7 protein-coding genes are annotated in these 25,652 nt (G+C 72.7%); 5 read left to right on the forward strand and 2 right to left on the reverse strand.

From position 1 onward, the window contains the following. The first annotated feature begins 7 nt into the window (after window positions 1–7). From QLQ12_RS35995 to QLQ12_RS36005, 3 genes are read left to right on the forward strand one after another with little or no spacing between them, the layout of a single operon-like run. Window positions 8–6,289: a non-ribosomal peptide synthetase gene (locus QLQ12_RS35995; protein WP_282765261.1), complete on the forward strand. Its 6,282-nt coding sequence runs from the start codon at window positions 8–10 to the stop codon at window positions 6,287–6,289. After that, the gene (locus tag QLQ12_RS36000; protein ID WP_282765262.1) at window positions 6,286–16,908 is read left to right on the forward strand and encodes a non-ribosomal peptide synthetase; all 10,623 of its coding nucleotides are present in this window, start codon (window positions 6,286–6,288) and stop codon (window positions 16,906–16,908) included. The genes QLQ12_RS35995 and QLQ12_RS36000 overlap by 4 nt, the downstream gene beginning before the upstream one ends. Beyond that, window positions 16,905–18,170 (forward strand): MFS transporter, encoded by a 1,266-nt coding sequence (locus QLQ12_RS36005; RefSeq protein WP_282765263.1) that lies wholly within the window; start codon window positions 16,905–16,907, stop codon window positions 18,168–18,170. The genes QLQ12_RS36000 and QLQ12_RS36005 overlap by 4 nt, the downstream gene beginning before the upstream one ends. 177 nt (window positions 18,171–18,347) lie before the next feature. Here the strand turns inward: QLQ12_RS36005 and QLQ12_RS36010 are convergent, their stop codons facing one another. Together QLQ12_RS36010 and QLQ12_RS36015 are read right to left on the reverse strand one after the other, a co-directional pair. Continuing rightward, window positions 18,348–19,193, reverse strand: coding sequence for an alpha/beta fold hydrolase (locus tag QLQ12_RS36010; RefSeq protein ID WP_282765264.1), 846 nt, complete (start codon window positions 19,191–19,193; stop codon window positions 18,348–18,350). A 1,046-nt stretch (window positions 19,194–20,239) separates the two neighbouring features. Further along, complete coding sequence (locus QLQ12_RS36015; protein WP_282765265.1) at window positions 20,240–21,385, reverse strand: aKG-HExxH-type peptide beta-hydroxylase; 1,146 nt, start codon at window positions 21,383–21,385, stop codon at window positions 20,240–20,242. A 121-nt stretch (window positions 21,386–21,506) separates the two neighbouring features. On the opposite strand from QLQ12_RS36015, the gene QLQ12_RS36020 reads away from it, so the two are divergent. Further along, window positions 21,507–21,722, forward strand: a complete 216-nt coding sequence (locus QLQ12_RS36020; protein ID WP_282765266.1) for a hypothetical protein — start codon at window positions 21,507–21,509, stop codon at window positions 21,720–21,722. A 180-nt stretch (window positions 21,723–21,902) separates the two neighbouring features. Beyond that, the gene (gene fxsT / locus QLQ12_RS36025; protein ID WP_282765267.1) at window positions 21,903–25,631 is read left to right on the forward strand and encodes an FxSxx-COOH system tetratricopeptide repeat protein; all 3,729 of its coding nucleotides are present in this window, start codon (window positions 21,903–21,905) and stop codon (window positions 25,629–25,631) included. The last annotated feature ends 21 nt before the right edge of the window (window positions 25,632–25,652 follow it).

A 25,652-nucleotide genomic window follows, 5' to 3' on the forward strand; every position in this document is an offset into this window, starting at 1 on the left:
CGTCATCGTGCCGTCTCGTTCTCTGGCCACAACGACCCTTCCACTGACCGCCGCCCAGCACGGCATCTGGTACGCCCACCACCTCGCTCCGGGCAGCCTGCTGCACACCCTCGGCGAGTATCTGGACATCAGCGGCCCGGTCCGGGCCGACCTGTTCGAGCAGGCCCTGCGCCGCACCGTCAGTGAGGCGGAGTGCCTGACCGCCCGCTTCGTGGAAACCGCCGACGGCGAGGTGCGCCAGCACATCGGCGAGGCGGGGGACTGGGATCTCCCGGTCCACGACTTCAGCGGGGAGGCCGACCCGCTCGGCTCCGCCGTGGAGTGGATGCGCGCCGGCCTCGCCCGGCCGTTCGACCTGACGGCCGGCCCGCTGTTCCGGTACGCCCTGATCCGGCTGGCCGCCGACCGGTGGCTGTGGTCGTACAGCTATCACCACCTGGTCATCGACGGCTCCGGCATGAGCATGATCGTGCGCCGGGTGGCCGAGGTCTACACCGCGCTCGCCGAGGGCACACAGGTGCCGGACAGCACGTTCGGCCGACTGTCCGACCTGGTGGATCGCGACCGGGAGTACGCCACCTCGGAACGTCGCGAGCAGGACCGGCGTTTCTGGGCCGACTACCTGCGGGACTGTCCGGAACCGGTGAGCCCGGCTCTTCGGCAGCCGACCGAACCCGCCGCCCTGATCCGCCGGAGCGGGGTGCTCGACGCGGCGGCCGTCCGCCGGCTGGACGCGGCGGCCGCCGCGTACGGCACCCGCTGGCCGCTGGTCGTCACCGCGGCCTGGGCCGGCTATCTGCACCGGATGACCGGCGCCGACGAGGTCGTCGTGGGTCTGGCCGCCGCCGCGCGCCCCGACCCGCTGGACCGGGCGACGCCGGCCATGGTGTCGAACCTGTTGCCGCTGCGCGTGCCGATCGATCGGGCGGCCGGTGTCGGCGGCCTGATCCGTCAGGTCGCCACCGAGGCGAGAACCGTTCTCCGCCACCAGCGCTACCGGGTCGAGGACATGCGCCGCGACCGGTTGTCGGCCCGTACCCGGCTGGCCGGGCCGCTGGCCAACATCGTGAGCTTCGACTACGACGTCCGGTTCGGCGACAGCCCGGCGGTCGCGTCCAACCTGACCCTAGGTCTGCACGAGGACCTGGCGATGCTGGTGCACGACCGCCGCGACGGCAACGGGTACCGGGTGGACCTCGACGCCAATCCGGACCTGTACGCACCCGGCGAGCTGGCCGGCCACCGGTCGCGGTTCCTCAGCTTCCTCAGCCGGCTCGTCGACGCGGACCCGGACACCCTGGTGGCCGACCTCATCCTGCCGACCGCCGACGACGAGCAGGCCCGGCGACACTGGAACGACAGCGAGGTCCCGGTGCCGGCCGCGAGCGTGGCGACCCTGTTCGCGGAACAGGCCGCCCGCACACCCGACGTGACAGCCCTGACGGACGGGCCGGTGCGCTGGACCTACGCGGAACTCGACGCCCGGGCCGGCGTCATCGCCGACCGGCTGATCGAGGCCGGCGTGGGCCCGGAGACCCGGGTGGCGGTGCTGATGGAACGCTCCGCACATCTGGTGGCCACCCTGATCGGCGTCCTCAAGGCGGGCGCCGCCTACGTGCCGCTGCTGCCCGGGTACCCGGCGGAGCGGCTGAGCTGGATCGTCGAACAGGCCGGAGCCACCGTCCTGGTGACGGAGCCGGCGATGCCGGACTTCCGTCACACCGCGGCCGTCGTGACCCTGGACGCCGCGGACCGCTCCGCCGGGCGTGCGAGCGGGCGCACCGTCCCGGTCGACCCGGCCGGCCTCTGCTACGTCATGTACACGTCCGGCTCCACCGGAACCCCGAAGGGTGTGGCGGTCACCCACCGCAACGTCGTGACGCTGGCGCTGGACACCCGATTCGACGGTGCGGCGCACCGCCGCGTGCTGGTGCACTCGCCGCACGCTTTCGACGCGTCCACCTACGAACTGTGGGTTCCGCTGCTGCGCGGCGGCGAGCTCGTCATCGCCCCGTCCGGGCCCGCCGACGTGGCCACCATCGCTGACCTGATCGCCGACAGCGGGGTGACCGCCGTCTGGCTGACCGCGGGCCTGTTCGGCGCGATGGCCGAGGAGTACGCCGGCCGGTTCGCCGGAGTGCGGGAGATCTGGACGGGCGGGGACGTGGTGCCGCCCGCAGCCGTACGGCGGATGCTGGAGGTCTGTCCCGGCACGGTCGTGGTGGACGGCTACGGGCCGACCGAGACCACCACGTTCGCCACGTCGCACCCGATCGCGCGGGTAACCGATGTCACCGACACCCTGCCGATCGGGCGCCCCCTGGACAACACGCGGGCCTATGTGCTCGACGACCGGCTCCGGCCGGTGCCAGCGGGCGTGACCGGCGAGCTCTACCTCGCCGGTCACGGCCTGGCCCGCGGCTATGCGAGCCGCTCCGACCTGACCGCCGAACGCTTCGTGGCCTGCCCCTGGGACACGCCCGGCGAGCGGATGTACCGCACCGGCGACCTGGCGCGGTGGAATCCGGACGGGCGCCTGGTCTTCGCCGGGCGCGCCGACGGCCAGGTCAAGATCCGGGGCTACCGGATCGAGGTCGGCGAGATCGAGACGGCGCTGACCGCACACCCGGCCGTGCGGCAGGCCGTGGTCGTCGCCCGCGACGACCAGCCGGGCGGCAAACGGCTGGTGGCGTACGTCGTCGGTGACGTCAGCGCCGCCGAGTTGCGCTCGTACGCCTCCTCGCACCTGCCCGAGTTCATGGTGCCGCTGGTGGTGGCACTGGACGCGCTGCCGCTGACCGGCAACGGGAAGATCGACAAGGCGGCCCTGCCCGTACCGGAGCGGATCGTCCCGGAAGGCGGCCCGCGCCGGCCACGCGATGCGCGCGAGGAGATCGTCTGCCGCCTGTTCGCCGAGGTGCTGGGCCTGCCGCAGGTCGGCGCCGACGACGACTTCTTCGACCTCGGCGGGCACTCGCTGCTGGCCACCAGGCTGGTGAGCCGCGTCCGCACCGCGCTCACCGCCGAGTTGTCGTTGCGTGACCTGTTCGCGGCACGCACGCCGGCCGGGCTGGCCGCCGCGGCGACGACCGCACGGTACGGCTCACGCCCGCTGCTGCGCCCCGAGGCCCGCCCCGAGACGTTGCCGCTGTCGTCGGCCCAGCAGCGCCTGTGGTTCATCGACCGGCTGGAGGGCCCGCGCGCCACCTACAACATGCCGTACCTGCTGCGGCTGACCGGCCCGCTCGACGTGCCGGCCCTGCGGGCGGCGCTGACCGACGTGGTGTCGCGTCACGAGAGCCTGCGGACCGTGTTCGCCGACCGCGACGGCATCGCCCACCAGCGCATCCTGACCGGGGACCGGGCCGCGGTGGCGGTCGAGCCGCACGCCGGCGACCCGGCCGGCTGGCTGTCCGCGGCGGCGCACCGTCCGTTCGACCTGTCGCGGGACCTGCCGATCCGGGCTCACCTCGGTGCCGGCGGCGACGTCCTGCTACTGGTGCTGCATCACATCGCCGCCGACGGCTGGTCGATCGGCCCGCTGCTGCGTGACCTGTCCACGGCGTACACCGCCCGTCTCGGCGGCGCCGCACCGGCGTGGGCCGCTCTGCCGGTGCAGTACGCCGACTACGCCCTCTGGCAGCGCCGGCTCCTCGGCGCGGCCGGCGAGCCGGACAGCGTGCTCGGCCGGCAACTCGCACACTGGCGTACGGCCCTGGCCGGGGCGCCCCAGCAGGCGGAGCTGCCCTACGACCGTCCGCACCCGGCCGAGCCCTCCCACCGGGGCGGGCAGGTGCCGGTGACCGTGCCGGCCGCCCTGCACCGTGCCCTGCTGCGCCTGGCCCGCGATCACGACGTGACCCTGTTCATGGTGCTGCACGCGGCGTTCGCCGTGCTGCTGCACCGGTCCGGCGCCGGCGACGATGTCCTGATCGGCACACCGGTCGCGGGCCGCGCCGACGAATCCCTCGACGATCTGGTGGGGTTCTTCGTCAACACCGTGGTGCTGCGCACCGACCTGTCCGGCGACCCGCCGTTCCGCCGGCTCCTGGAGCAGGTCCGGGACCGCGATCTCGAAGCCTTCGCTCATCAGGACCTGCCGTTCGACCGGCTGGTGGAGGAGCTGGCTCCGGACCGCTCCACGGCCCGCCACCCGCTGGTGCAGGTCATGGTGACGCTGGAGAACACCGCACGCCCCGCCCTGGAACTGCCCGGCCTGGGCGCCGATGTGCGGCCGGTCCCGCTCGACATCGCCAAGTTCGACCTGACCGCGAACTTCGTCGAGGAGTTCGACGAGGCCGGCGACCCGGCCGGGCTCGGCGCGCAGCTGGAGTACGCGGCCGACGTCCTCGACCGGGCCACCGTGCGGGGGCTGGCCGACCGGCTGGGCCGGATCCTCGCCGCGGTCGCCGCCGCACCGGACCGGACCGTCGGCCGGATCGACGTGCTCACCCCCGCCGAACGGCACCGGACGCTGGTCACCTGGAACGACACCGGGGCGGCGGTCCCGGCGCGGACACTCGGCGCGATGTTCGCCGCCCAGGTGGCCCGGACTCCGGCCGCGCCCGCCCTCATCGCCGACGACCTCACCCTGAGCTACGCCGAACTCGACGCCCGGGTGAACACCCTGGCCGGGTGGCTGATCGAGGCGGGCGTCGGTCGCGAGGACATCGTGGCCCTGTCGTTCCCGCGTTCGACGCACTGGGTCGTCGCGATGCTGGCGGTGACCAGGACCGGTGCGGCGTTCCTGCCGATCGACCCGTCCTACCCGGCCGACCGGATCCGCTACATGGCCGGCGACGCCCGCCCGGCGCTGCTGCTGACCGTCGAGGTGACGGCCCGCGACCTGCCGCCGCTCGACGTGCCCGTGGTGGCGCTCGACTCCGCCGCGATCACCGCGCGGCTGCCCATGCTGCCGAGCACACCGGTCGCCCGGCCGGTGGCGCCGGCGAACACCGCGTACGTCATCTACACGTCCGGCTCCACCGGCCGCCCGAAAGGCGTCGCGGTCAGCCACGCCGGCATCGCGAGCCTGGTGCACGCCACGGCCGGGCGCTACGGGATCGGCGAGCACAGCCGGGTCCTCCAGTTCGCCTCGCCCAGCTTCGACGCGGTCGTCTTCGACGTCTGCCCGGCGCTGCTGTCCGGTGCGGCCCTCGTCGTGCCGTCCGCCGAGCGGCTGACCGTCGGGGAACCGCTGGCGGCGACGGTCGCCGCGCACGGGGTGACCCATGTGACCCTGCCGCCGGCCGCCCTGGCGGTGCTCCCGGAGCACTCGCTCGGCAGCGTGCGGGTGCTGGTGGTGGCCGGTGAGGCGCCGTCCGCGCGGGTGGTGGACCGGTGGTCGGCGGGACGCACGATGATCAACGCGTACGGCCCCACCGAGACCACGGTGTGCGCGACCCTCAGCGACCCGCTCCACGCCGGCGCCGGACCGGCCCCGATCGGCGGCCCGATCACCGGCACCCGGCTGTACGTGCTGGACGCCCGGCTGAACCCGGTGCCACCGGGCGTGCCGGGCGAGCTGTACGTCGCGGGCGCCGGCCTGGCCCGCGGCTACCTGGGACGGCCGGCGCTGACCGGTGAACGCTTCGTGGCGTGCCCGTGGGGCCAGCCGGGGGAGCGGATGTACCGGACCGGTGACCTGGTCCGCTGGAACACGGCGGGTCACCTGCTGTTCCTGGGCCGCACCGACGACCAGGTGAAGCTCCGCGGTTTCCGCATCGAGCTCGGCGAGATCACGCGTACCGTCGCCGCTCATCCGGACGTCCGTCAGGCCGCCGTGGTGGTCCGCGAGGACCGGCCCGGTGACCAGCGGCTCGTCGCGTACGTCACCGCGGAACCCGGCCGCGCCGTGGACGCCTCCGCCGTACGCCGGCATGCGGGCCTGAGTCTGCCCGGTCACATGGTCCCGGCCGTGGTCGTCCTCGACGCTCTGCCCCTGACCAGCAACGGCAAGGTCGACAAGGCCGCCCTGCCCGCACCGGCGGTCACCGCCGGGCCCGGCCGGGAGCCCCGCGACGCCCGCGAGGAGACCCTCTGCCGGCTCTTCGCCGAACTGCTCGGCCTGCCCGCCGTCGGTGTCGACGACGACTTCTTCGACCTCGGCGGCCACTCCCTGCTCGCCACCCGTCTGGTCAGCCGGATCCGCACCGCGCTGCGGGCCGATCTGTCGATCCGTGACCTGTTCACGGCACGCACGCCGGCCCGGATCAGCGAACGACTGACGACCGCCCGCCCCGCGCGGCCCACGCTGCGCCGGATGGCGAAGAAAGAGACCCCCTCATGACCGCCCTGTCCTACGCCCAACAGCGACTGTGGTTCCTGAACCAGCTCGAAGGCGCCACCGCCACCTACAACATGCCGTTCGCGCTGCGGCTGACCGGCCGGCTCGACCTCGCCGTGCTCCGTGCCGCGCTGCTCGACGTCATCGACCGGCACGAGAGCCTGCGCACCGTCTTCCCCGCCCACGACGGTGTGCCGGTCCAGCACGTCCTGGACCCGGCCGGCGTCGGCCTCGACCTCACCGTCGAGGACCTCGCCGCCACCGACCTGCCGGAGGCGCTGACCGAGGGCGGCCGCCGGCCGTTCGACCTCACCGCCGATCTGCCGCTGCGCGCCCGGGTGTTCCGCCTGGCGCCGGAGGAGCACGTGCTGCTCCTCGTCGTGCACCACATCGCCGGCGACGGCTGGTCGGTCGCCCCGCTGATGCGCGACCTCTCGCAGGCGTACGAGGCCCGGCTGCACGGCCACCGGCCCGGCTGGGAGGAGCTGCCGGTCCAGTACACCGATTACAGCCTGTGGCAGCGCGAACTCCTCGGCGAGGAGCACGGCGTCCTGCAGGAACAACTCGACCACTGGCGTACGGCCCTGGCCGGCTCGCCCGCCGAGATCCTGCTGCCGTACGACCGGCGGCACCCGGCGATGCCGTCGCACCACGGTGAGCAGGTCACCCTCACCGTGCCCGCCGAGGTCCACCGGGGGCTGCTGCGACTGGCCGCGGAGACCGACAGCACCCTGTTCATGGTGTTGCAGACCGCGGTCACCGCCTTGCTGCACCGACTGGGCGCCGGCGACGACATCCCGCTCGGCACCGCGGTCGCCGGCCGCACCGAGGAGGACCTGGACGACCTGGTCGGCTTCTTCGTGAACACGTTGGTGCTGCGCGCCGACGTCTCCGGCGGGCCGACCTTCCGCCAGCTGCTCGGCCGGGTCCGCGAGACCGCCCTGGGCGCTTACGCCAACCAGGACATCCCCTTCGACCGCCTGGTCGAGGAGTTGGCCCCGGCCCGGTCTCTGGCCCGGTCGGCGCTGTTCCAGGTGATGGTGCTGCTCCAGAACACCACCGCCGCCCGGCTGGACCTGCCCGGCCTGCTGGTCGAGGTCGAGTCGGTGGTCACGAACGTCGCCAAGTTCGACCTGGTGGTCAACTTCGACGAACGGCCGGCCGGCGGCATCGACTGCGCCGTCGACTACGCCACCGACGTGTTCGACGCCGCGACCGCCCAGTCGATCGTGGACCGGCTGGGCATCGTCCTCACCGCGCTCGCCGCCGGCCCGGACACCCCGGTCCGCGACGTCGAACTGCTCGGCGACGAGGAACGCCGCGCGCTCACGGCGGCGCCGCTGACCGGCGGCGCCGGTACGGACACCGGCGACACCATCGTGTCGCGGTTCGAGGTGCAGGCCGCCGCCCGGCCCGGGGCGATCGCCCTGACCTGTGACGGCGTCACCATGTCGTACGGCGAGCTCAACGCGGCCGCCAACCGGCTCGCCCACCACCTGATCGAGCGCGGCGCCGGCCCGGAGAAGCTGGTCGCGATCCGCTTCCCCCGCTGCCACGAGGCGGTGGTGGCGCTGCTCGGCGTGCTCAAGGCGGGTGCCGCGTACCTGCCGGTCGACCCCGGCTATCCGGCCGACCGGATCGCGTACATGCTCGCCGACGCCGACCCCGTCCTGACGGTCACGCCGGAGGTGCTGAGGGCCACCGCCGGGCAGCCCGCCACCGACCCCGGTGTGGCGCTGTCACCCGCGAACGCGGCCTACGTCATCTACACCTCCGGCTCCACCGGCCGTCCCAAGGGCGTGCTCGTCCCGCACGCCAACGCGATCCGGCTGCTGACCGAGACCGATCACTGGTTCGGTTTCCGGCCGGACGACGTGTGGACCCTGTTCCATTCGTACGCCTTCGACTTCTCGGTCTGGGAATTGTGGGGCCCGCTGCTGCACGGCGGACGTCTCGTCGTGGTCAGCCATGCCGACAGCCGGTCGCCGGAGGACTTCCTGCGGCTGCTCGTCGACGAGCGGGTCACCGTCCTCAACCAGACCCCGTCCGCGTTCTACCAACTGATCGGCGCCGACCGGGACGCTCCGGAGCTCGGCGCGCGACTGGCCCTGCGAACGGTGATCTTCGGCGGGGAGGCGCTGGACCCGGGCCGGCTGACCGACTGGTACCGCCGGCACGACCCGGCCGCCCCCGTGCTGGTCAACATGTACGGCATCACCGAGACGACCGTGCACGTCTCCTACGTCGCGCTCGACGAGACGGCGGCGGCGCGGCCCGGCTCCGTCATCGGCGAGGCCATTCCGGACCTGGCGATGTACGTCCTCGACGAGCGCCTGCGACCGGTGCCGGCCGGTGTGCCGGGCGAGATCTACGTCGCCGGGGCGGGCCTGGCCCGCGGCTACCTGAACCGGCCGGACCTGACCGCGGCCCGGTTCGTCGCCAACCCCTTCACCCGAGCCGGCTGTCCGCAGGCCGGCAGCCGCCTGTACCGCACCGGCGACGTCGCCCGCCGGCTGCCCGGCGGGCACCTCGAATACCTGGGCCGCAGCGACGACCAGGTCCAGCTGCGCGGCTTCCGGATCGAGCTCGGCGAGGTCGAGCAGGTCCTCGCCCGGCAGCCCGGCGTCACCGGGGCGGCGGTCGTGGTCCGCGACGACCGGCTGGCCGGTTACGTGACCGGCGACGTGGCTCCGGGTCAGGTCCGTGAGCAGGCCGCCCGCAGCCTGCCCGACTACATGGTGCCGTCCACCGTGACCGTGCTGCCGGCCTTCCCGCTCACCGGCAACGGCAAGCTCGACCGTGCCGCCCTGCCCGACCCGGCGGTCACCGGCAACGCGGCCGGCCGCGCGCCGCGCACCCCGGCCGAGCAGATCCTGTGCGGGCTGTTCGCCGAGATCCTCGGCCTGCCCGAGGTGGGCGCCGACGACGACTTCTTCGACCTCGGCGGCCACTCCCTGCTCGCCACCCGGCTCGCCGCCCGCGCCCGCTCGGCACTCGGCGTCGAACTGCCGGTCCGCGACGTGTTCGCCGCGCCGACACCCGCACGGCTGGCCGCGGTCGCCGAGGCCGCGTCCGGCTCCGCGCGGCCCCCGCTGCGCCCGGCGGAGCTGCCGGACCCGCTGCCGCTGTCGCCGGCCCAGCAGCGGCTCTGGTTCCTCAACCAGCTCGACGGGCCCACCGCCACCTACAACATGCCGTACGCGTTGCGGCTCACCGGCGCTCTCGACGCCGGCGCGCTGCGGGCCGCCCTCGGCGACCTGGTGGCCCGCCACGAAAGCCTGCGGACCGTCTATCCCGCGCCCGGCGGCGAACCGCGCCAGGTCGTCCTCGACCCCGCCGGGGCCACCGTCGAGCTGTCCGAGCGGGACCTCACCGCCGCCGAACTCGGCCGTGCGCTGGCCGGCGCGGCAGCCGTGCGGTTCGACCTCGCCCACCAGCTGCCGCTGCGCGCCTGGCTGTGGCGCCTCGGCCCGGACGACCACGTCCTCGGCCTGGTCATCCACCACATCGCCGGCGACGGCTGGTCGACGGCGCCGCTGCTGCGGGACCTGTCCACCGCGTACACCGCCCGGCTCGCCGGACACGCGCCCGGCTGGACGCCGCTGCCGGTCCGCTACGCCGACTACACCCTGTGGCAGCGGGACCTGCTGGGCCGCGACACCGACCCGGACAGCCTGCTGCGCCAGCAGCTTCGCTACTGGAAGCAGACCCTGGCCGGCGCTCCGGCGGAGCTGGAGCTGCCGTTCGACCGGCCGCACCCCGCCGTCGCCTCGCACCAGGGCGGGCACATCCGGTTCCAGCTCGACGCCGGCACCCACCGGGCGCTGCTCGGCGTCGCCCGGGGCAGCGACACCACCCTGCACATGGTGTTGCAGGCCGCCTTCGCGGTGCTCCTGCACCGGGCCGGCGCCGGCGACGACCTGCCTGTCGGCGTGGCCGTCGCCGGTCGCACCGACGAAGCCCTCGACGACGTGGTCGGCTTCTTCGTCAACACGCTGGTCCTGCGCGCCGATCTGTCCGGCAACCCGACGTTCACCGAGTTGCTGGCCCGGGTCCGGGAAACCGCGCTGAACGCCTACGCCCACCAGGACGTGCCGTTCGACCGGGTCGTGGAGGAACTCGCCCCCACCCGCTCGACGGCCCGCCAGCCGCTGGTCCAGGTGCTGCTGACGTTGCAGAACACCGCCCACGCCGGCCTGGACCTGCCCGGCCTGACGGTGACAGCCGAGCCGGTCACCCTGAACGCGGCGAAATTCGACCTGCTCGCCGCCTTCGAGGAACAGGGCACCAGCAAGGAGCCGGCCGGACTCACCGGCGTCCTCGAATACGCCGCCGACGTCTTCGACCGGTCCACCGCACAGGCCCTCGCCGACCGGATGGTCCGGATCCTCGGCACCGTCGCGACCGGCCCGCACACCCGGCTCGCCGGGATCGGCGACCTCACCCCGGTGGAGCGGCAACGGATGCTCGCCGCCGGGGACCGTACGCTGCCCCGCCCGATTTCCGGAACCGTGCCGGAGCTGTTCGCGGCGCAGGCCGCGCGCACGCCGGACGCCGTCGCCCTCCTGATGGGCGCCACCTCGGTGACCTACGCCGAGCTGGACGCCCGCGCCAACCGTCTCGCCCACCGGCTGATCGCCGCCGGCACGGGCCCCGAGGTGGCGGTCGCCGTGCTGATGGAGCGCTCCGCCGACCTGGTGGTGGCGCTGCTCGCGGTCCTCAAGGCCGGCGGCGCCTATGTCCCGCTGCTGCCGAGCCATCCCGCCGACCGCCTCGCCTGGATCACCGGCCAGGCCGGGGCGGCCGTGCTGCTGGCCGACGCGGACCCGGAGTTCCCGCACGACGCGACCGTGCTCGTCCACCGCGACGAATCCGGCCCGGATCACGACCCCGGAGTCCGGCCGCACGCCGACAACCTCGCCTACGTCATGCACACCTCCGGCTCCACGGGCCGGCCCAAGGGCGTGGCGGTCCGGCATCGCGACATCGCCGCGCTCGCGGCCGACCACCGGTGGGCCGGCGGCGCCCACGACCGGGTGCTGTGCCGCTCGCCGCACGCCTTCGACGCCTCCACCTACGAACTGTGGGTGCCGCTGCTGCGGGGCGGGACCGTCGTCATCGCCCCGCCCGGGGAGCCCGACGTGGCGACCCTGGCCCGCACCATCACCGACGGGCGGGTCACCTCGGCCTTCCTCACCACCGCGCTGTTCAACCTGCTGGTGGAGGAGTGCCCGGAACATCTGGCCGGGCTCCGCGAAGTGCTCACCGGCGGCGAGGCCGGCAGCCCCGCCACGATGCGCCGCTTCCTGAAGAGCTGCCCGGACACCGTCCTCACCCACGTGTACGGGCCGACCGAGGCGACCACCTTCGCCACCGCCCACCCGATGACCGACGCCGCCGCCCTGACCGGTGACCAGGCGCCGATCGGCACCCCGCTGGACGGCATGCGCGCCTACGTGCTCGACCGGCACCTCCAGCCGGTGCCGGCGGGCGTCACCGGCGAGCTCTACCTCGCCGGCGCCGGCCTGGCCCGCGGCTACATCGGCCGCGCCGACCTGACCGCGGAACGGTTCGTCGCCGACCCCGTCCGGGCCGGTGAGCGGATGTACCGTACCGGCGACCTGGTCCGGTGGAACGCCGCCGGAGAGATCGTCTTCGTGGGCCGGGCCGACGGCCAGGTGAAACTTCGCGGCTTCCGGATCGAACCCGGCGAGGTCGAGGCCGCCCTCGCCGCACACCACGACGTCGGCCAGAGCGTGGTGATGGTCCGCGAGGACCGGCCCGGCGACCGGCGGCTGATCGGCTACGTCACCCCCGGCCGGGCCGGACGGCCGGTCGACGCGGCCGAGGTTCGCGCGTACGCCGCCCGCCACCTGCCCGAGTTCATGGTCCCGTCCGTGGTCGTCCCGCTGGACACCCTGCCACTGACCAGCAACGGCAAGGTCGACCGCGCGGCGCTGCCGGCACCGGACCCGGCCTCACCGCACGGCACCGGCCGGGCGCCCCGCAGCGGGCCCGAGGAGATCCTCTGCGGCCTCTTCGCCGACCTGCTCGGCGTCGCCACGGCCGGCCCGGACGACGACTTCTTCGCCCTCGGCGGCCACTCCCTGCTCGCGGTCCGGCTGACCTCCCGGGTCCGGACCGCGCTCGGCGTGGAGATCGCCGTGCGCGACGTGTTCACCGCCACCACCCCGGCCCGCCTCGCGACCCTGATCGCGACCGCCGGCGGGGCCACCCGCCCGGCGCTGACCGCGGCGCCCCGGCCCGCACGGCTCCCGCAGTCCCCGGCACAGCGGCGACTGTGGTTCCTGCACCAGCTGGAGGGTCCGAGCGCCACCTACAACATGCCGGTGGTGCTCCGCCTGCACGGCGAACTCGACCGGGCGGCGCTGCGTGCCGCCCTGGACGACCTGGCCGCACGCCACGAGACGCTGCGGACGGTATTCGCCGACGTCGACGGCGTCGCCGTCCAGCGGATCCTCGATCCCGCCGCCGGGCGACTGCCGCTCACGACGGTACGCGTCAGCGCCGCCGACCTGGAGCAGGCGCTGGCCGGCGCCGCCGCGCACCGGTTCGACCTCGCCGCCGGGGCCCCGGTCCGGGCCTGGCTGTTCGAACTCGGCGCACAGGAGCACGTCCTGGCCGTGGTGATGCACCACATCGCCGGTGACGGCTGGTCGCTGGCGCCGCTGCTGCGCGACCTCGGGCAGGCCTACACGGCCCGGACCGGCGGGTCCGGCGCCCGCCGGGCGCCGCTGCCGGTCCAGTACGCCGACTACACCATCTGGCAGGAGGAGCTGCTCGGCTCCGCGGCCGACCCGGGGAGCCTGATCAGCACGCAGACCGCGTACTGGCGGGCGGCTCTGTCGGGAGTGCCCGCCGAGCTGGACCTGCCGTACGACCGGACCCGCCCGGCGGTGCCGTCGCACGCCGGCGGGCACGTGCCCTTCACCGTCGGCCCGGAATCGCACCGGGCGTTGCTCGCCCTGGCCCGGAGGCAGGACGTCACCCTGCACGTGGTGTTGCAGGCCGCGTTCGCCGTGCTGCTGCACCGGCTCGGCGCCGGCGACGACGTGCCGATCGGCACGCCCGTCGCGGGCCGCGCCGACGAGGCACTCGACGACCTGGTCGGCTTCTTCGTCAACACCCTGGTGCTGCGTGCCGACCTGTCCGGCGATCCAGCCTTCACCGAGCTGCTGGCCCGGGTCCGGGAGACGGCCCTGGACGGGTACGCGCACCAGGACGTCCCCTTCGATCACCTGGTCGAGGAACTCGCCCCGGACCGGTCGCTGTCGCGGCAGCCGCTGTTCCAGGTGATGTGCGTGCTCCAGAACAACGCCGGCGGCGACCACGACTTCGGCGGGCTGCGCGTGACCACCGAACCGGCGGGGCTGCCGGTCGCCAAGTTCGACCTGACCGTCACCTTCGTCGAGCAGACCGGCCATCCGGACGGGCCGGCGGGCCTGACCGGCGTGCTGGAGTACGCGACCGACCTGTTCGACCGGGCCACCGCCGAGCTTCTGACCGCCCGGCTGCTGCGGGTCGTCGAGGCGGTGGCGGCCGCGCCGGAACGCCGGATCGGCCAGGTCGACGTCCTCACCCCGGCCGAGCGAGAACAGGTGCTGGTCACCTGGAACGACACCCGCGCACCGGTGCGGGCCGGCACGTTCGGCGAGCTGTTCGCGGCGCAGGTGGCCCGTACCCCGGACGCGACGGCCGTCATCGGCGACGACGTGACCCTCACCTATGCCGAGCTCGATGCGCGGGCGAACGCCCTGGCCCGCTGGCTGATCGGACGGGGCGCCGGGCCCGAGGACATCGTGGCGCTCGCCTTCCCCCGCTCGGTCGACTGGATCGTGGCGATCCTCGCGGTGACCCAGGCGGGCGCGGCGTTCCTGCCGGTCGACCCGTCCTACCCGGACAGCCGCATCCGCTACATGATCGGTGACGCCCGGCCGGCGATGCTGCTGACCGTCGACGCGACGGCGGACGGCCTGCCGGACCTCGACGTGCCGCTGGTGCGGCTGGAATCGGTCGACCTGTCCGGCCCGGCCACCGGCCCGGTGTCCGACGCCGACCGGGTCCGGCCGCTCACCCTGGACAACACCGCCTACGTCATCTACACCTCCGGCTCCACCGGGCGTCCCAAAGGTGTCGTGGTCAGCCACGCCGGCCTGGCCGCGCTGGCGGCCACCACCGCCGGCCGGTACGGCATCGACCAGGACACCCGGATCCTCCAGTTCGCCTCGCCCAGCTTCGACGCGACCGTTCTGGAGATCTGCCCGGCCCTGTTCTCCGGCGCCACCCTCGTGGTGCCGTCCGCCGCCCGGCTCACCGTCGGACCGCCGCTGGAGGCGACGATCGCCGAACACGGCGTGACCCAGGTGATGCTGCCGCCGACCGCGCTCGCCGTCCTGTCCGGCGACGCGCTCGCGGGCGTGACCACGCTGACAGTGGCCGGTGAGGCCCCCGCCGCCGAGGTGGTCGACCGGTGGTCGGCCGGGCGGAAGCTGTTCAACGCCTACGGTCCGACCGAGATCACCGTCTGCGCGACCATCAGCCGGCCGCTGTCGGCGGGCGTCCACCCGGCGCCGATCGGCGGCCCGAACCTCAACACCAGGCTGTACGTCCTGGACGACCGGCTGCGGCCGGTGCCGCCGGGTGTGGCGGGCGAGCTGTACGTGGCCGGCGACGGCGTGGCCCGCGGCTATCTCCGGCGGCCGGCGCTGACCGCGGAGCGGTTCGTGGCCTGCCCGTGGGGCGGCGCGGGGGAGCGGATGTACCGCACCGGCGACCTGGTGCGGTGGGACCGGGACGGACAGCTCGTCTTCCTCGGCCGTACCGACGACCAGGTCAAGATCCGTGGCTTCCGCATCGAGCTCGGCGAGGTCAGCCGGGTCACGGCCGGCCATCCGGACGTATTGCAGGCCGTGGCGGTGGCCAGGGAGGACCGGGCGGGCGACAAACGCCTGGTCGCTTATGTGACCCCGGTGCCCGGCCGGGACCCGGACCCGGTCGCCGTGCGGGAGCACGTGGCCGCGGAGCTGCCCACCCACATGGTCCCGGTCGTGGTCGTGCTCGACGCGCTGCCGTTGACCAGCAACGGAAAGGTCGACAAGGCCGCCCTGCCGGCGCCGGCCACCACCACCGACCCGGGCCGTGCCCCGCGGGACGCCCGCGAACAGGCCCTGTGCCGGCTGTTCGCCGAGGAACTCGGGGTGCCGGCCGTCGGCATCGACGACGACTTCTTCGCCCTCGGCGGGTACTCGCTCCTGGCGACCCGGCTGGCCGCGCGGATCCGGACCGATCTCGGGATGGACGTGTCGGTCCGTGACATCTTCCTCTGCCGCACCGTGGCCGCGCTGTCCGGCGCCGTCCGGCCGGCGGGCGACGACATGCGGGCCGATCTCCAGCTCGACCCCTCGATCATCATCGGTACGGGTGAGCACGAACCGGAGAACATCCTCCTCACCGGAGCGACCGGTTTCCTCGGCTCGTTCCTGCTCACCGAACTGCTGCGGGCGCACCCGTCGGCCCGGATCGTCTGCCCGGTCCGGGCCGGCAGCCAGGCCGCCGCGACAGCCCGGATCGAGAGCAGCCTGCGCCGTTACCGGCTCTGGGACGACCAGATCCGCGACCGGGTCACCGCGTGGCCGGCCGACCTGGAGAAGCCGCGGCTCGGCCTGACCGACGCCCGGTACGAGGAGCTGGCCGCCACCGTGGACGTGATCTACCACAACGGCGCCCGGGTGCATCTCGCCGACCCGTACCAGCGGATGCGGGCCACCAACGTGGCCGCCACCGTCGACGTCATCCGGCTGGCCGCGCCCCGGGGCGTCCCGCTGCACTACGTCTCCACATGCAGCGTGCTCTACTCCACCGCCGATGCTCCCGAGCTGCTGACCGAGGACCGGCACGTCCCGTTGGACCACGTGCCGGACAACGGATACATCCAGACCAAGTGGGTGGCGGAGGAACTGGTCCGGGAGGCCGGCCGCCGTGGCCTGCCGGTCGCCGTCTACCGGCCCGGCCGGATCAGTGGCGCGGTCACCACCGGCGCGACCGGCGAGGGCGACGCATTCTGGAACCAGATCCGTGCCTGCGTCGAGGTCGGGGCCGCACCGGACGGCGGGCGGCTCGCCACCGTCGACCTGGTCCCGGTCGACTACGTGGCTGCCGCTCTCGTCCGGCTGTCCCGCACGGCGCCGCTGGACGGCACCGCATATCACCTGGTCAACCCGGTTCACACCAGTTCGGCGGCGGTGTACGCGGCGGTCCGCGCGGCCGGCTACCCGCTGCGGAGCCTGTCCGCCGCCGCGTGGGTCGCCGAGGTGACCGAGGCGGCGCGCACGGCCGGGCCCGGCAGTTCCCTGCCCGGGACGGCGCTGCTGCACAGCGGCTCCACCGGGGAAGCCGGTGCGGAGCCACGGTTCGGCGACGCCAACGCCCCGCGGGAGCTCGCCGGTTCCGGCATCGAGTGCCCGGTGATCGATCCGGACATCCTCGAACGCTACGTGCGGTTCTTCGCGGCGACCGGCTTCCTGCCCGCCCCGCCCTCCCACCCGTTGTCGCCGTCGCCTGTGTCGCCGTCGTCGCCCCTGTCGCTCGAGGAGCGTTCATGAGTCAGCCCCTGGTATTGCGCAACCCGGCCTTCGCCCGGGTATGGGCGGCGCAGATCTGCAGCCAGATCGCCGGCCGGATGTTCCAGGCCGGCATCGTCTGGTGGGTGGTCATCGAGGTGAGCGAGGCCCTCCGCGGCCGGGCCACCGGCCCGTTCATGATGTTGGCGAGCCTGCCCGCGGTGCTGCTCATCCCGGTGGTGGCCCGCGCCCTCGGGCGGTACGCCAGCCGGACCGTGATGCGCACGGCCTCGCTGGCCGCGGCTGCGGTGACCCTGGTCCTGCTGATCTGGGCGCTGCTGGCGGAGCTGCCGCTGCTGGTGCCCTACCCGGCGGTGCTCCTGCTGGCCGTCACGCAGTGCTTCTTCGACCCGTGCCTGACGAAATCGGTGCCGGAACTGGTCGACAGCGACGACATCCAGCACGCGACGTCGTTCGAGATGTCCACCCAGTCGATCGCCGGCCTGACCGGCGCGGTCTTCGGCCCGTACCTGATCCATCTCGGCGGCCCTGCCGCGCTGATCGGGGCCTGTGCCGGCAGCTACCTGCTGTCGGCGCTGCTGATCCACCTGGCGGCGTTCCGGCCCGCCCCGGCGCCGGTCGCCGTCCCCGCGGCGCAGCCGGCCACCGACGGCGACCTGCGGACCAGGACCCGGCCCGCCGCAGTGCCGGTGCAGCGCAAACTCCGGGCCGTCCTCGCTGAACTGCCGTTCATCCGGGCCGTGCTGGTCTGCTTCGCCGCGGCGAACCTGTTCGCCACGGCCGGCGCGGTCGTCTACCCGCTGTACGTCCGCGGCGTCTTCGGCGACAGCCCCACCACGCTGGTGCTGTTCCAGTCGGCGATCGGGATCGGCATGCTCGTCGGGTCGTTCTCCGGCCCGCACGTCAAGGGCCGCCCCGCCACGCTGGGCCCGGCGTGCCTGGCCGGCATCGGCGCCGGCCTGATCGTGCCCGGCCTGGTCACCGACCGGATCGTCATCGTGGTGGCGCTGCTGCTGGTCGGCTGGTGCGCCGGAGTGCTCGGCGTCAAGTTCGTGACCCTGTTCCAGCAGACCGTCCCGGCGGCCGACAAGCCGGTCTTCTTCGCCGCGATGCAGGCCCTGATGACCGTGACCTTCCCGGTCGCGTCCATCCTCTTCGGATTCCTCGGCGATGTCCTCGAGCCACGGACACTCTGCCTGATCCAGGGGATCGGCCTTCTCCCGGCGGCGCTGGCCCTGCTGGCGGCCCGCCGCGAGCCGTCGGTGCCGCGGGCCGCTCAGTGACGTGGTCGGAGGTTCGGGACGGCCGACCGGTCGCCCGAACCGCGTGCAGACCGCCCTGGCGGTCTGCACGCACCGGACGAACGCATCAGTGAGCTCGAACAAGCCCTGAAGGCTGAACTCGGCGGGAGGGAAGCGCCGCGGACGTGCGCCTGCGCAAGTGCGTCCCCCTCGCCGAGTTCAACCGAGTGGAGCCGGCCCGAGGTCGCCGATGAATTCCGACAGCAGGGCGGCGAGCTGCCGCGGTGCCTCCTGGTGCGGTGCGTGACCGACGCCGGCGAGCACGTGGATCTGGCCGCGCCACAGGGTCGGGATGGTCAGCTTCCGCAGATAGTCGAGGCTGATCAGCTGCTCGTCGGCGCCGTGCACGATGGCGAGTGGCCGGCGGAGGGCGGAGACGACCGCGATCTCGTCCGTGAACCGGCCGGCACCGGCGCTGGCTCTCAGTCCGGTGCGTGCGACGCCGTCGGTGGCCAGGATGTCGGAGACGAACTCGCTGGTGTCCAGCGACGAGCCGGGCGCGATGAAGCTCGCGGCCGCCAGCCTCGCCTCGGGTTCGCTGACGTGCTCGCTGAAAAGAGCACCCATCGCGGGGTTCGGCCGGAACGCCTCCGCCATCTGGTCGGGCGAGGCGACCGGCGGCGCGCCGAAAATCACGAAGCCGGCCGCGTCCGGCAGCCGGGGCGCCGCCTCCATCGCGATCTGGCCGCCGAGGCTCCATCCCACGATGACCGGGTGGGCAAGGCCGAGTTCGTGCACGAGACCGGTGAGTACGGCGGCATATCCGGGCAACGAGTAGTCGGCCGGATCGCTGGCCGGCTCTGACTGCCCGTGGCCGGGCAGGTCAAGGGCGATGCAGCGAAACCGGCGACCGAACCGGTCCGCCATCAGCGGACGCCAGGTCTTGGCCGACGAGGAGTTGCCATGCACGAAAACGACCGTGCGGGCGTCCTCGGCGCCGCGGTGGGCAGGACTCTCCCAGTACGCGATCCGCTGGCCGTTGATCTTCACACTCGGCTGACTCACTCGACGCCTCTCACTTCTTCCATGAACGGCTGAATGCCTGGCCCGCGAGGCCCACGGCGACGCGGCCGGCGCCCGCGTCCTGTTCGAGGTGCTTCAACCTTTCGGCATGCTCGCCCGGTGGGCGAGGCGGTTGACGACCGCCGCGAAGGTCGCGCGCATATAGCGCTCCAGGACCCAGCCGGTGCCGGGCGCCCGCGGCCGGAAGGCCGCGTAATGGCGCGCGTACTCCTCGGCGGTGCGGGACTGCTCGACGGCTGCCGAGAGGTTGTGGACGGTGTCGTAGCGGGGGGAGCCGGTCGGCGTCGAACTTCGCCAGGGCCGACCTGATGTCGGGCCGGCCGGCGAGCATGCGGGAGAGGACGCCGACGTCCTCGATACCGAGCGTGCCGCCGGCGGAGATGTGCGGTGACAGGCCCGTGGGCAGCGTCACCGATCAGCGCGACCCGCGGATCGGTGAAGCGGGACAGCGAGGGCACCGCCATGATCTGGTTCTGCAGGATGCGGTCGTCCGGTGTGCGTTCGATGAGGCGGCGCAGCGGCCCGCCCCAGCCGTTGTCGTTCAGGTTCGCGGCGCGCTGCAGGGCCTGTTCCTCGACTGTTCCGGTCAACGGCGGGCGGTCGAACTGGTTGACCGTCGACGTGGTGTTGCCTTTGTAGGTGCGGGTGTACCCGCCCCGGGTGCGGTGGTGACCCACGGTGAGGACGCTGGCCGGCGGTGGTTCGTCGCCGGAGGGGACGACAGCCCGCCAGGCGTGGTGCCCCGCGTGTGCCTCGGCGCGTAGGCCCCCGCCGGCGATGATGACGCGCATGTGCGAGCTCCTGTTCAGCTGTCTGGCGAGGGGATTCGCGGAGGTGAGGAGAGGCCGCGGTGTGAATGCCCGGCACTGTCCTCCACGATGGACCAACTGATAGATGACGACCAATGCATTCGTGCTAACCCATCGTTCACCCTCGTGCAATGCCGAAGAGCGCCGCGCCGCAACGCTTGACCGTCCGGATCGAGGCGCTGGGCCGTCACTCCCTGGGCCAGCGGCCCCGTCTGTCTTCTATGGGCGTCCGTGCGCCTGCTGCCATTTCGCCCGGTGGCGATCGTTGTGGCTGCGGGCTTCCGCGCGCCGCCCGGCCGGGACCGGTTCCGCGTGCCAGCGAGCAAGCTGGTCGCGCATCGCGGTGGCGAAGCGCCGCCCGATCGGGGTCAACGCCGCGCCGTCGAGCAGCGTGGCGGTCGACTGCTCGGTAGCCTCGTGCCACCTCGCGAACTCCACCTGCGCCCGCGCTGCGGCGACCGGGTCGGGCTCGGCGTACATGCGTTCGCGCCAGAAGCCGGCCACGCCGAGATGGGCGTAAGCGCCCTGCAGCAGCGCTGTCGTGGGGCGTGGGTCGGGCCGCCACGGCGCGTAGTGCATTTCCCGCCTGTCCGGCTCGACCATGCGAAACATGTCCATCAGCGCGGCCAGTTTGGCGTGTTGCACTTCATGGGTGATGGTGACCGCGGTGGCCGAGGCGCTGGGCGGCCGCGACATCATGATCAGCCCGAACCCGTGCCGGAGAGTGGCGCTGCCATGGCTGTTGCCGCTCTCGGGCTGGGGAACCAGCAGGCTCAGCACCGCGCCGGCCTCCACCGCCCGTGGACGGTGGTCGCGCACCAGGAACTCCCAGCCCGCGGCCAGCCGGTTCCGCCACCGTTCCAGGTCGGATTCGTCACCGGCCAGCTCGTACCGCACGGCGGTTGCCGGCAGGTGCCGGCGATCCACGGGCTCGAGTCGAAGATCGAGGCGAAGTGAGCCCGATTCGGCTGTCAGGTGCGGCACGCTGTCGGCCGGGCCGGCGAACCGCTCGATCAGTTCCGGAAGTTCTCCTGGAGTGGCCGAGGGATCGGCCGACCGTAGGGCGGTAAGGGTGTGCAGTGCCCACAGCCCGACGATCGGCATACTGAGCACCTGGTTGGCCGCAGCGGGGTTCTGGTCCGCGAGCCGGACGAGTTCTCGATAGCCGGCCGCGGCTCGGCCGGCCTCGGGGTGTCCACTGAGCGTGGCCGATCGGACCAGCGCCTGGATCGTCACGAGGTTCTTGCTGAGGACGGCGCGCCGCAGCAGGCTGACGGCCGCCAAGCCGCCACCGCCGGAGCCGATGGCGGTGAGCAGGGCCGACGGCATGCGCAGACAGGGCGGCGGGGATATGCGCGGGGGCACGTTGTTGACGATAGCCGCTCGGCACGGCTGTTCGATCCTTTACACATCGACCGTATTATTAGCGACACACCGTTAGTCTCGATTCTGATGGTCGTCCGAGAATGAGCGGGAGGATGATCGAATGGGTGACGTCGAGGAGCCGGAGATCGTTTCCGATCTGGTTGATCTTTCGGGCCTCGGTCCCCGCGCGGCGGAAGCCATGCCGGACATCTTTCTGGTCGCAGCACTGCGTCGTATACTCCGGGAGGCGGGCGATCTGACCGCGCAGTATTCCGCTTTCGACAACCATGTCGCGGGCTTCGATGATCACAAAGAACAGCGTGCCGAACCCGCCTGATCGGATCGGGGTGACCCGCGCCGTCAGGCCTGACAGCACCTGTGTCGGCCGATTCGCGGAGAAAATATGATCGTCCGGAGATCACGGTCTACGGAATCGCATTATCGGCCCTCGGTCGTGACCTTTGTCGCGTGTTACGCCAATACCGGTCAGACGAGCATCATCGCAAATCTCGCCTGGATGCTCGCGCGCATCGGCCGCGACGTGCTGGTACTCGACCTGAGCGCCGAGGGTGCTGCCGCGCAGGAATATCTGGGGCCGTTCCTCGCCGAGGAGACGACCGGTGGCCTCGGCCGGGATGCGGCCGCCGTGCTGCCGGCGTCACCGCGCGAGGTGGGTGGCTCGGCGATCAGGCTGCGGCGCTTCGTCGTGGGACCGGGGCGCCTCGACATCCTCCAGGCCGGCATGCCGGAACATGTCAGCGTTGCCGCCCTCCGGCAGGTGACAGACAACTCCGACTATGCCTACGTTCTGATCGACGCCCCCGCGGACCGTACCGGCGCCACGCCGAGCGCGGTCGTGCGGGAGTCGCTCGCGTCGCTCGCCGCCATCTCGGACCGGCTCGTCGTCTGCCTGAATCCTCAGAGTCACAACCTGCACGAGACCGCCGAGCTCACCGCCGATCTGTGTGGCCGCATCGCCGAGCAACCCGCGGTCAGCCTGGTGGTCAGTCACTTCGGCGAGGCCGTGGAACAGGCCGAGCGGACCAGGCAGGAGGCCGAGGCGGCGTTCGAACCGTTCGTCGGCGCCAGACGGCTGATCACCCTGCCGACCCAGCACTACTGGGACTACCTGGCCATCCTCAAGGAATCACCCGGTGGCGCGTTGCCCGAGGCGTACGGCCGGCTGCTGCACGAGATCGCGCCGCACGAGCGGGAGAGAACCATCCAGCGTCCGCAGACGCTGAGCAACAGGTACCTCGCCACGATGGACCGCCGGATGACCGCCGACAGCGTCGCCTCCCGGGCGACGGCCGAGCCGCGCGAACCGGTCGCCGTTCTGCACCACCCCGCCGATCAGCAGATCGTCGAATGGCTGGCCGGACAACTGGGCGCTCACGGACTCGATGCCCGGCCGTGCCCGGTGCCGCCCGGCGCACCGATCGAGGTACCGGACGGATCGGTGATCGCGGTGGTGTCGCGGCATCGCAACGGTGTCCTTGCCGGCCTGCCCGCCGATGTTCGGACCGGCGAGCGTGAGCTGGTGGTCATCCAGGTCGACGAGGAGCTGGAGCGACTGCCTTCGGCGATCCCGGCATCCGTCGTTCACCTGGACCGGGCACAGCCGGCGAAAATGGCCGCGACTCGATTGTTCGCGGCTCTGGGCCTGTCCGGCGTGGCGCGTCCGGTGGGAGCCGCCGGAGGCGGGCCGGGGGCGCTGCGGCTCTTCGGTGAGCCGCGGCTGCGCAACCCGGCTCCTGCGAAGGAGGAGATGTTCTTCGGTCGGGACAAGGAGATCCGCGAGATCCGCCGGCTGCTGACGCAGCGCCACAAGGTGACCGTCAGCGGCCCCGGGGGAATCGGCAAGACCGCGCTTGTCCTCGATTATCTGGAACGCTTCCGGGCGGAGTACGACACGGTCTGGTGGATCGCCGCGCACGACATCCGGGTCGTCCGAGCGAAGTTGGCCGAGCTGGGTCATCAGCTCAACGTCCGCCCGCGCGGCAACCTGACCGATGCCACGTTGGACCTGATCGCCGCGGGCCGTGCGCCGCGAGGCGTCGTCGATCCGGGCAAGTGCCTGCTTGTCTACGATGGGGTGACAGATCCCGCGCGGCTCACGCCGCTGCTGCCGTCAGGCGGCGACGCTCATGTCGTGATCACGACGAGGCACGGCGGTGACGGTGCGGGCGACGACAACGACGGCGAGTTCGTGCTCGGTCCGCTCGCCGCTGAGGAAGGCGTCATCGGGCTCGCGGCGCTCTTCGAACGCAACGACGGGGAACTGGCATATCTCACCGACGAGGAGGCGCGCCAGGTTGTCTCCGCCGCCGGCCGGAGCGGAGCCGCGCTGAGGCTGGCCTCGACCTATCTGCGTAACGTCGTCAACGCGGAGAAGGGCCTGGGCGAGGTCGGTGACGTGAGCCCGCTACGGCGGACACTGGGCGCCGCCCTCTCCCGCGTGAACGCCGTGACCGCGGGCGTCGACTGTCCCGAAGCGGCGCTGCTGGAGCTGGTCCTTGAGCAGCTGCTCACCGACCCCTATGGGGCCCGGGCCCAGCATCTGGCCGAGATGTGCGCCTACCTCTCGCCCGACGGCATCGACCTGCGTCTGCTGCGGGCTCCCGCGATGCTGACGCAGTTCGTGCACCCGGATCGAGGCGGCGTACGCGAGGGCATCACCGCTGACGACATCGACCGCACCATGTGGACCGGCGCGCGCTTCGGGCTCTTCGACGTGCGCTGGTCGGAGGACGCGCTGCTGCGCACGGTTCCCGCGTTCGAGTCCCTGCTGCTCGAGCGGCTGTCGCCCGAACAGCGTGAGCAGAGACGTGAGCAGGTCCGCCGTGGACTCGCGGGCGTCGCGGTCGTCCTGCCCTGGGAAGGCGAAACGCGGATGCGGTCGGCTGCCTCGCAGTGGACCAGGTCGATCTACCAGGAGTTGCAGAGGCACTTCGACACTTGCGAGGCCGCGGAAGCCGGCGACCCGGCGATTCGCGAGTGGGTGGTCCGCCAACTGCGCTTCCTGGTGCGCAACGCGGACCAGTCCGACCTGAGGTATGTCCGGCCTCTGATGGAAGCGTTGTACCACCGCTGGTTCGAGGAGTTCCGCGGTGAGGAACTGACCCTGCGGCTGGCGAACGAGCTCACGAACGTCTATCGCGGCCTGGGCAGATTTCGGGAGGCGATGGAACTCGACCGGCGGATGCTGACCGAGTACGGCAGCGTTCTCGGGCGTGATCACTTCCGGATCCTGGTGCTGCGCGGCGGGATCACGGCCGCGTACCGGGCGATGGGGGAGTTCGACGCGGCGATCGCGGAGGAAGAGAGCATCAGACAGCACTTCGCGGCCACCCACGGCCCTGGCCACCCCGACACTCTGACCGCTTCGCACAACCTCGCCGTCTCCCAGTTCTTGTCCGGCTTCGCGGATCTGGCGCTCGCCACGGAGCGGAAGGTGTACGCGGGCCGTCTTCACCTGCTCGGGCCGCAGGCGACCCAGACGCTCTGGTCCGAGATGGAGTGCGGCATCTACACCCGCGAAGTGGGCGACTACACCGCCGCTGTCGGGATGCTGGAAACCGTTGAGCAGCGCATGCACGAAGCACACCTGGACCGGGCGGGCACCCACCGGCTGCGGGCTCGCCGCCATCTGGCGATCGCCCGGCGCCTCGCTGACGATCCAGCGGCTGACCCGGAGGTCATGGAGCAGATTCTTCGGATGTACGAGGAGCTGTTCGGTCCCGACCATCCACAGACGTGGGCTACCCGGCTCAGCCTGGCCGCCGAGGCGCACCACGCGGGCAAGCACGAGCAGGCCACCCGGCTCGCCGGAGAGGTGCTCGCCCATTACGAGAGCGATCTGGGCGATACCCATCCCTTCACCGCCGCTACCCGGGCCAACCTCGCGGTGTACCAGCAACACGCCGAGGCGTACCCCCAAGCGCTCGCCAACGCCCGGCGGGCGCACGACGCCCTCGCTTCCCGGCTCGGCGCACCACACCCGTGGACCCTCACCGCGCTCCTGGGCCGGGTCCTGGTCGAGGCCGGCCAGCAGGAGAAGAGCGCCGTCGACCACGCCGGCGAGGCCCTGTCGCTCGCGAGTGAGTTCTTGAGCCCGGAACATCCCATTCTCCGCGTTGCGTCGTTGTGGTCTGAGGAGCTTCGCCGCGGGGCCTCGGCGGCCGCACTGCGGGTACCCGGTGCGGTGCCCGCCCGGCATATCGACATCACGATCCCGGAGACGTGACCGTGAGGTGGCGGCGACGGT

The sequence above is a fragment of the Actinoplanes sandaracinus genome (genome assembly GCF_030009775.1).
Lineage (GTDB): Bacteria > Actinomycetota > Actinomycetes > Mycobacteriales > Micromonosporaceae > Actinoplanes > Actinoplanes sandaracinus.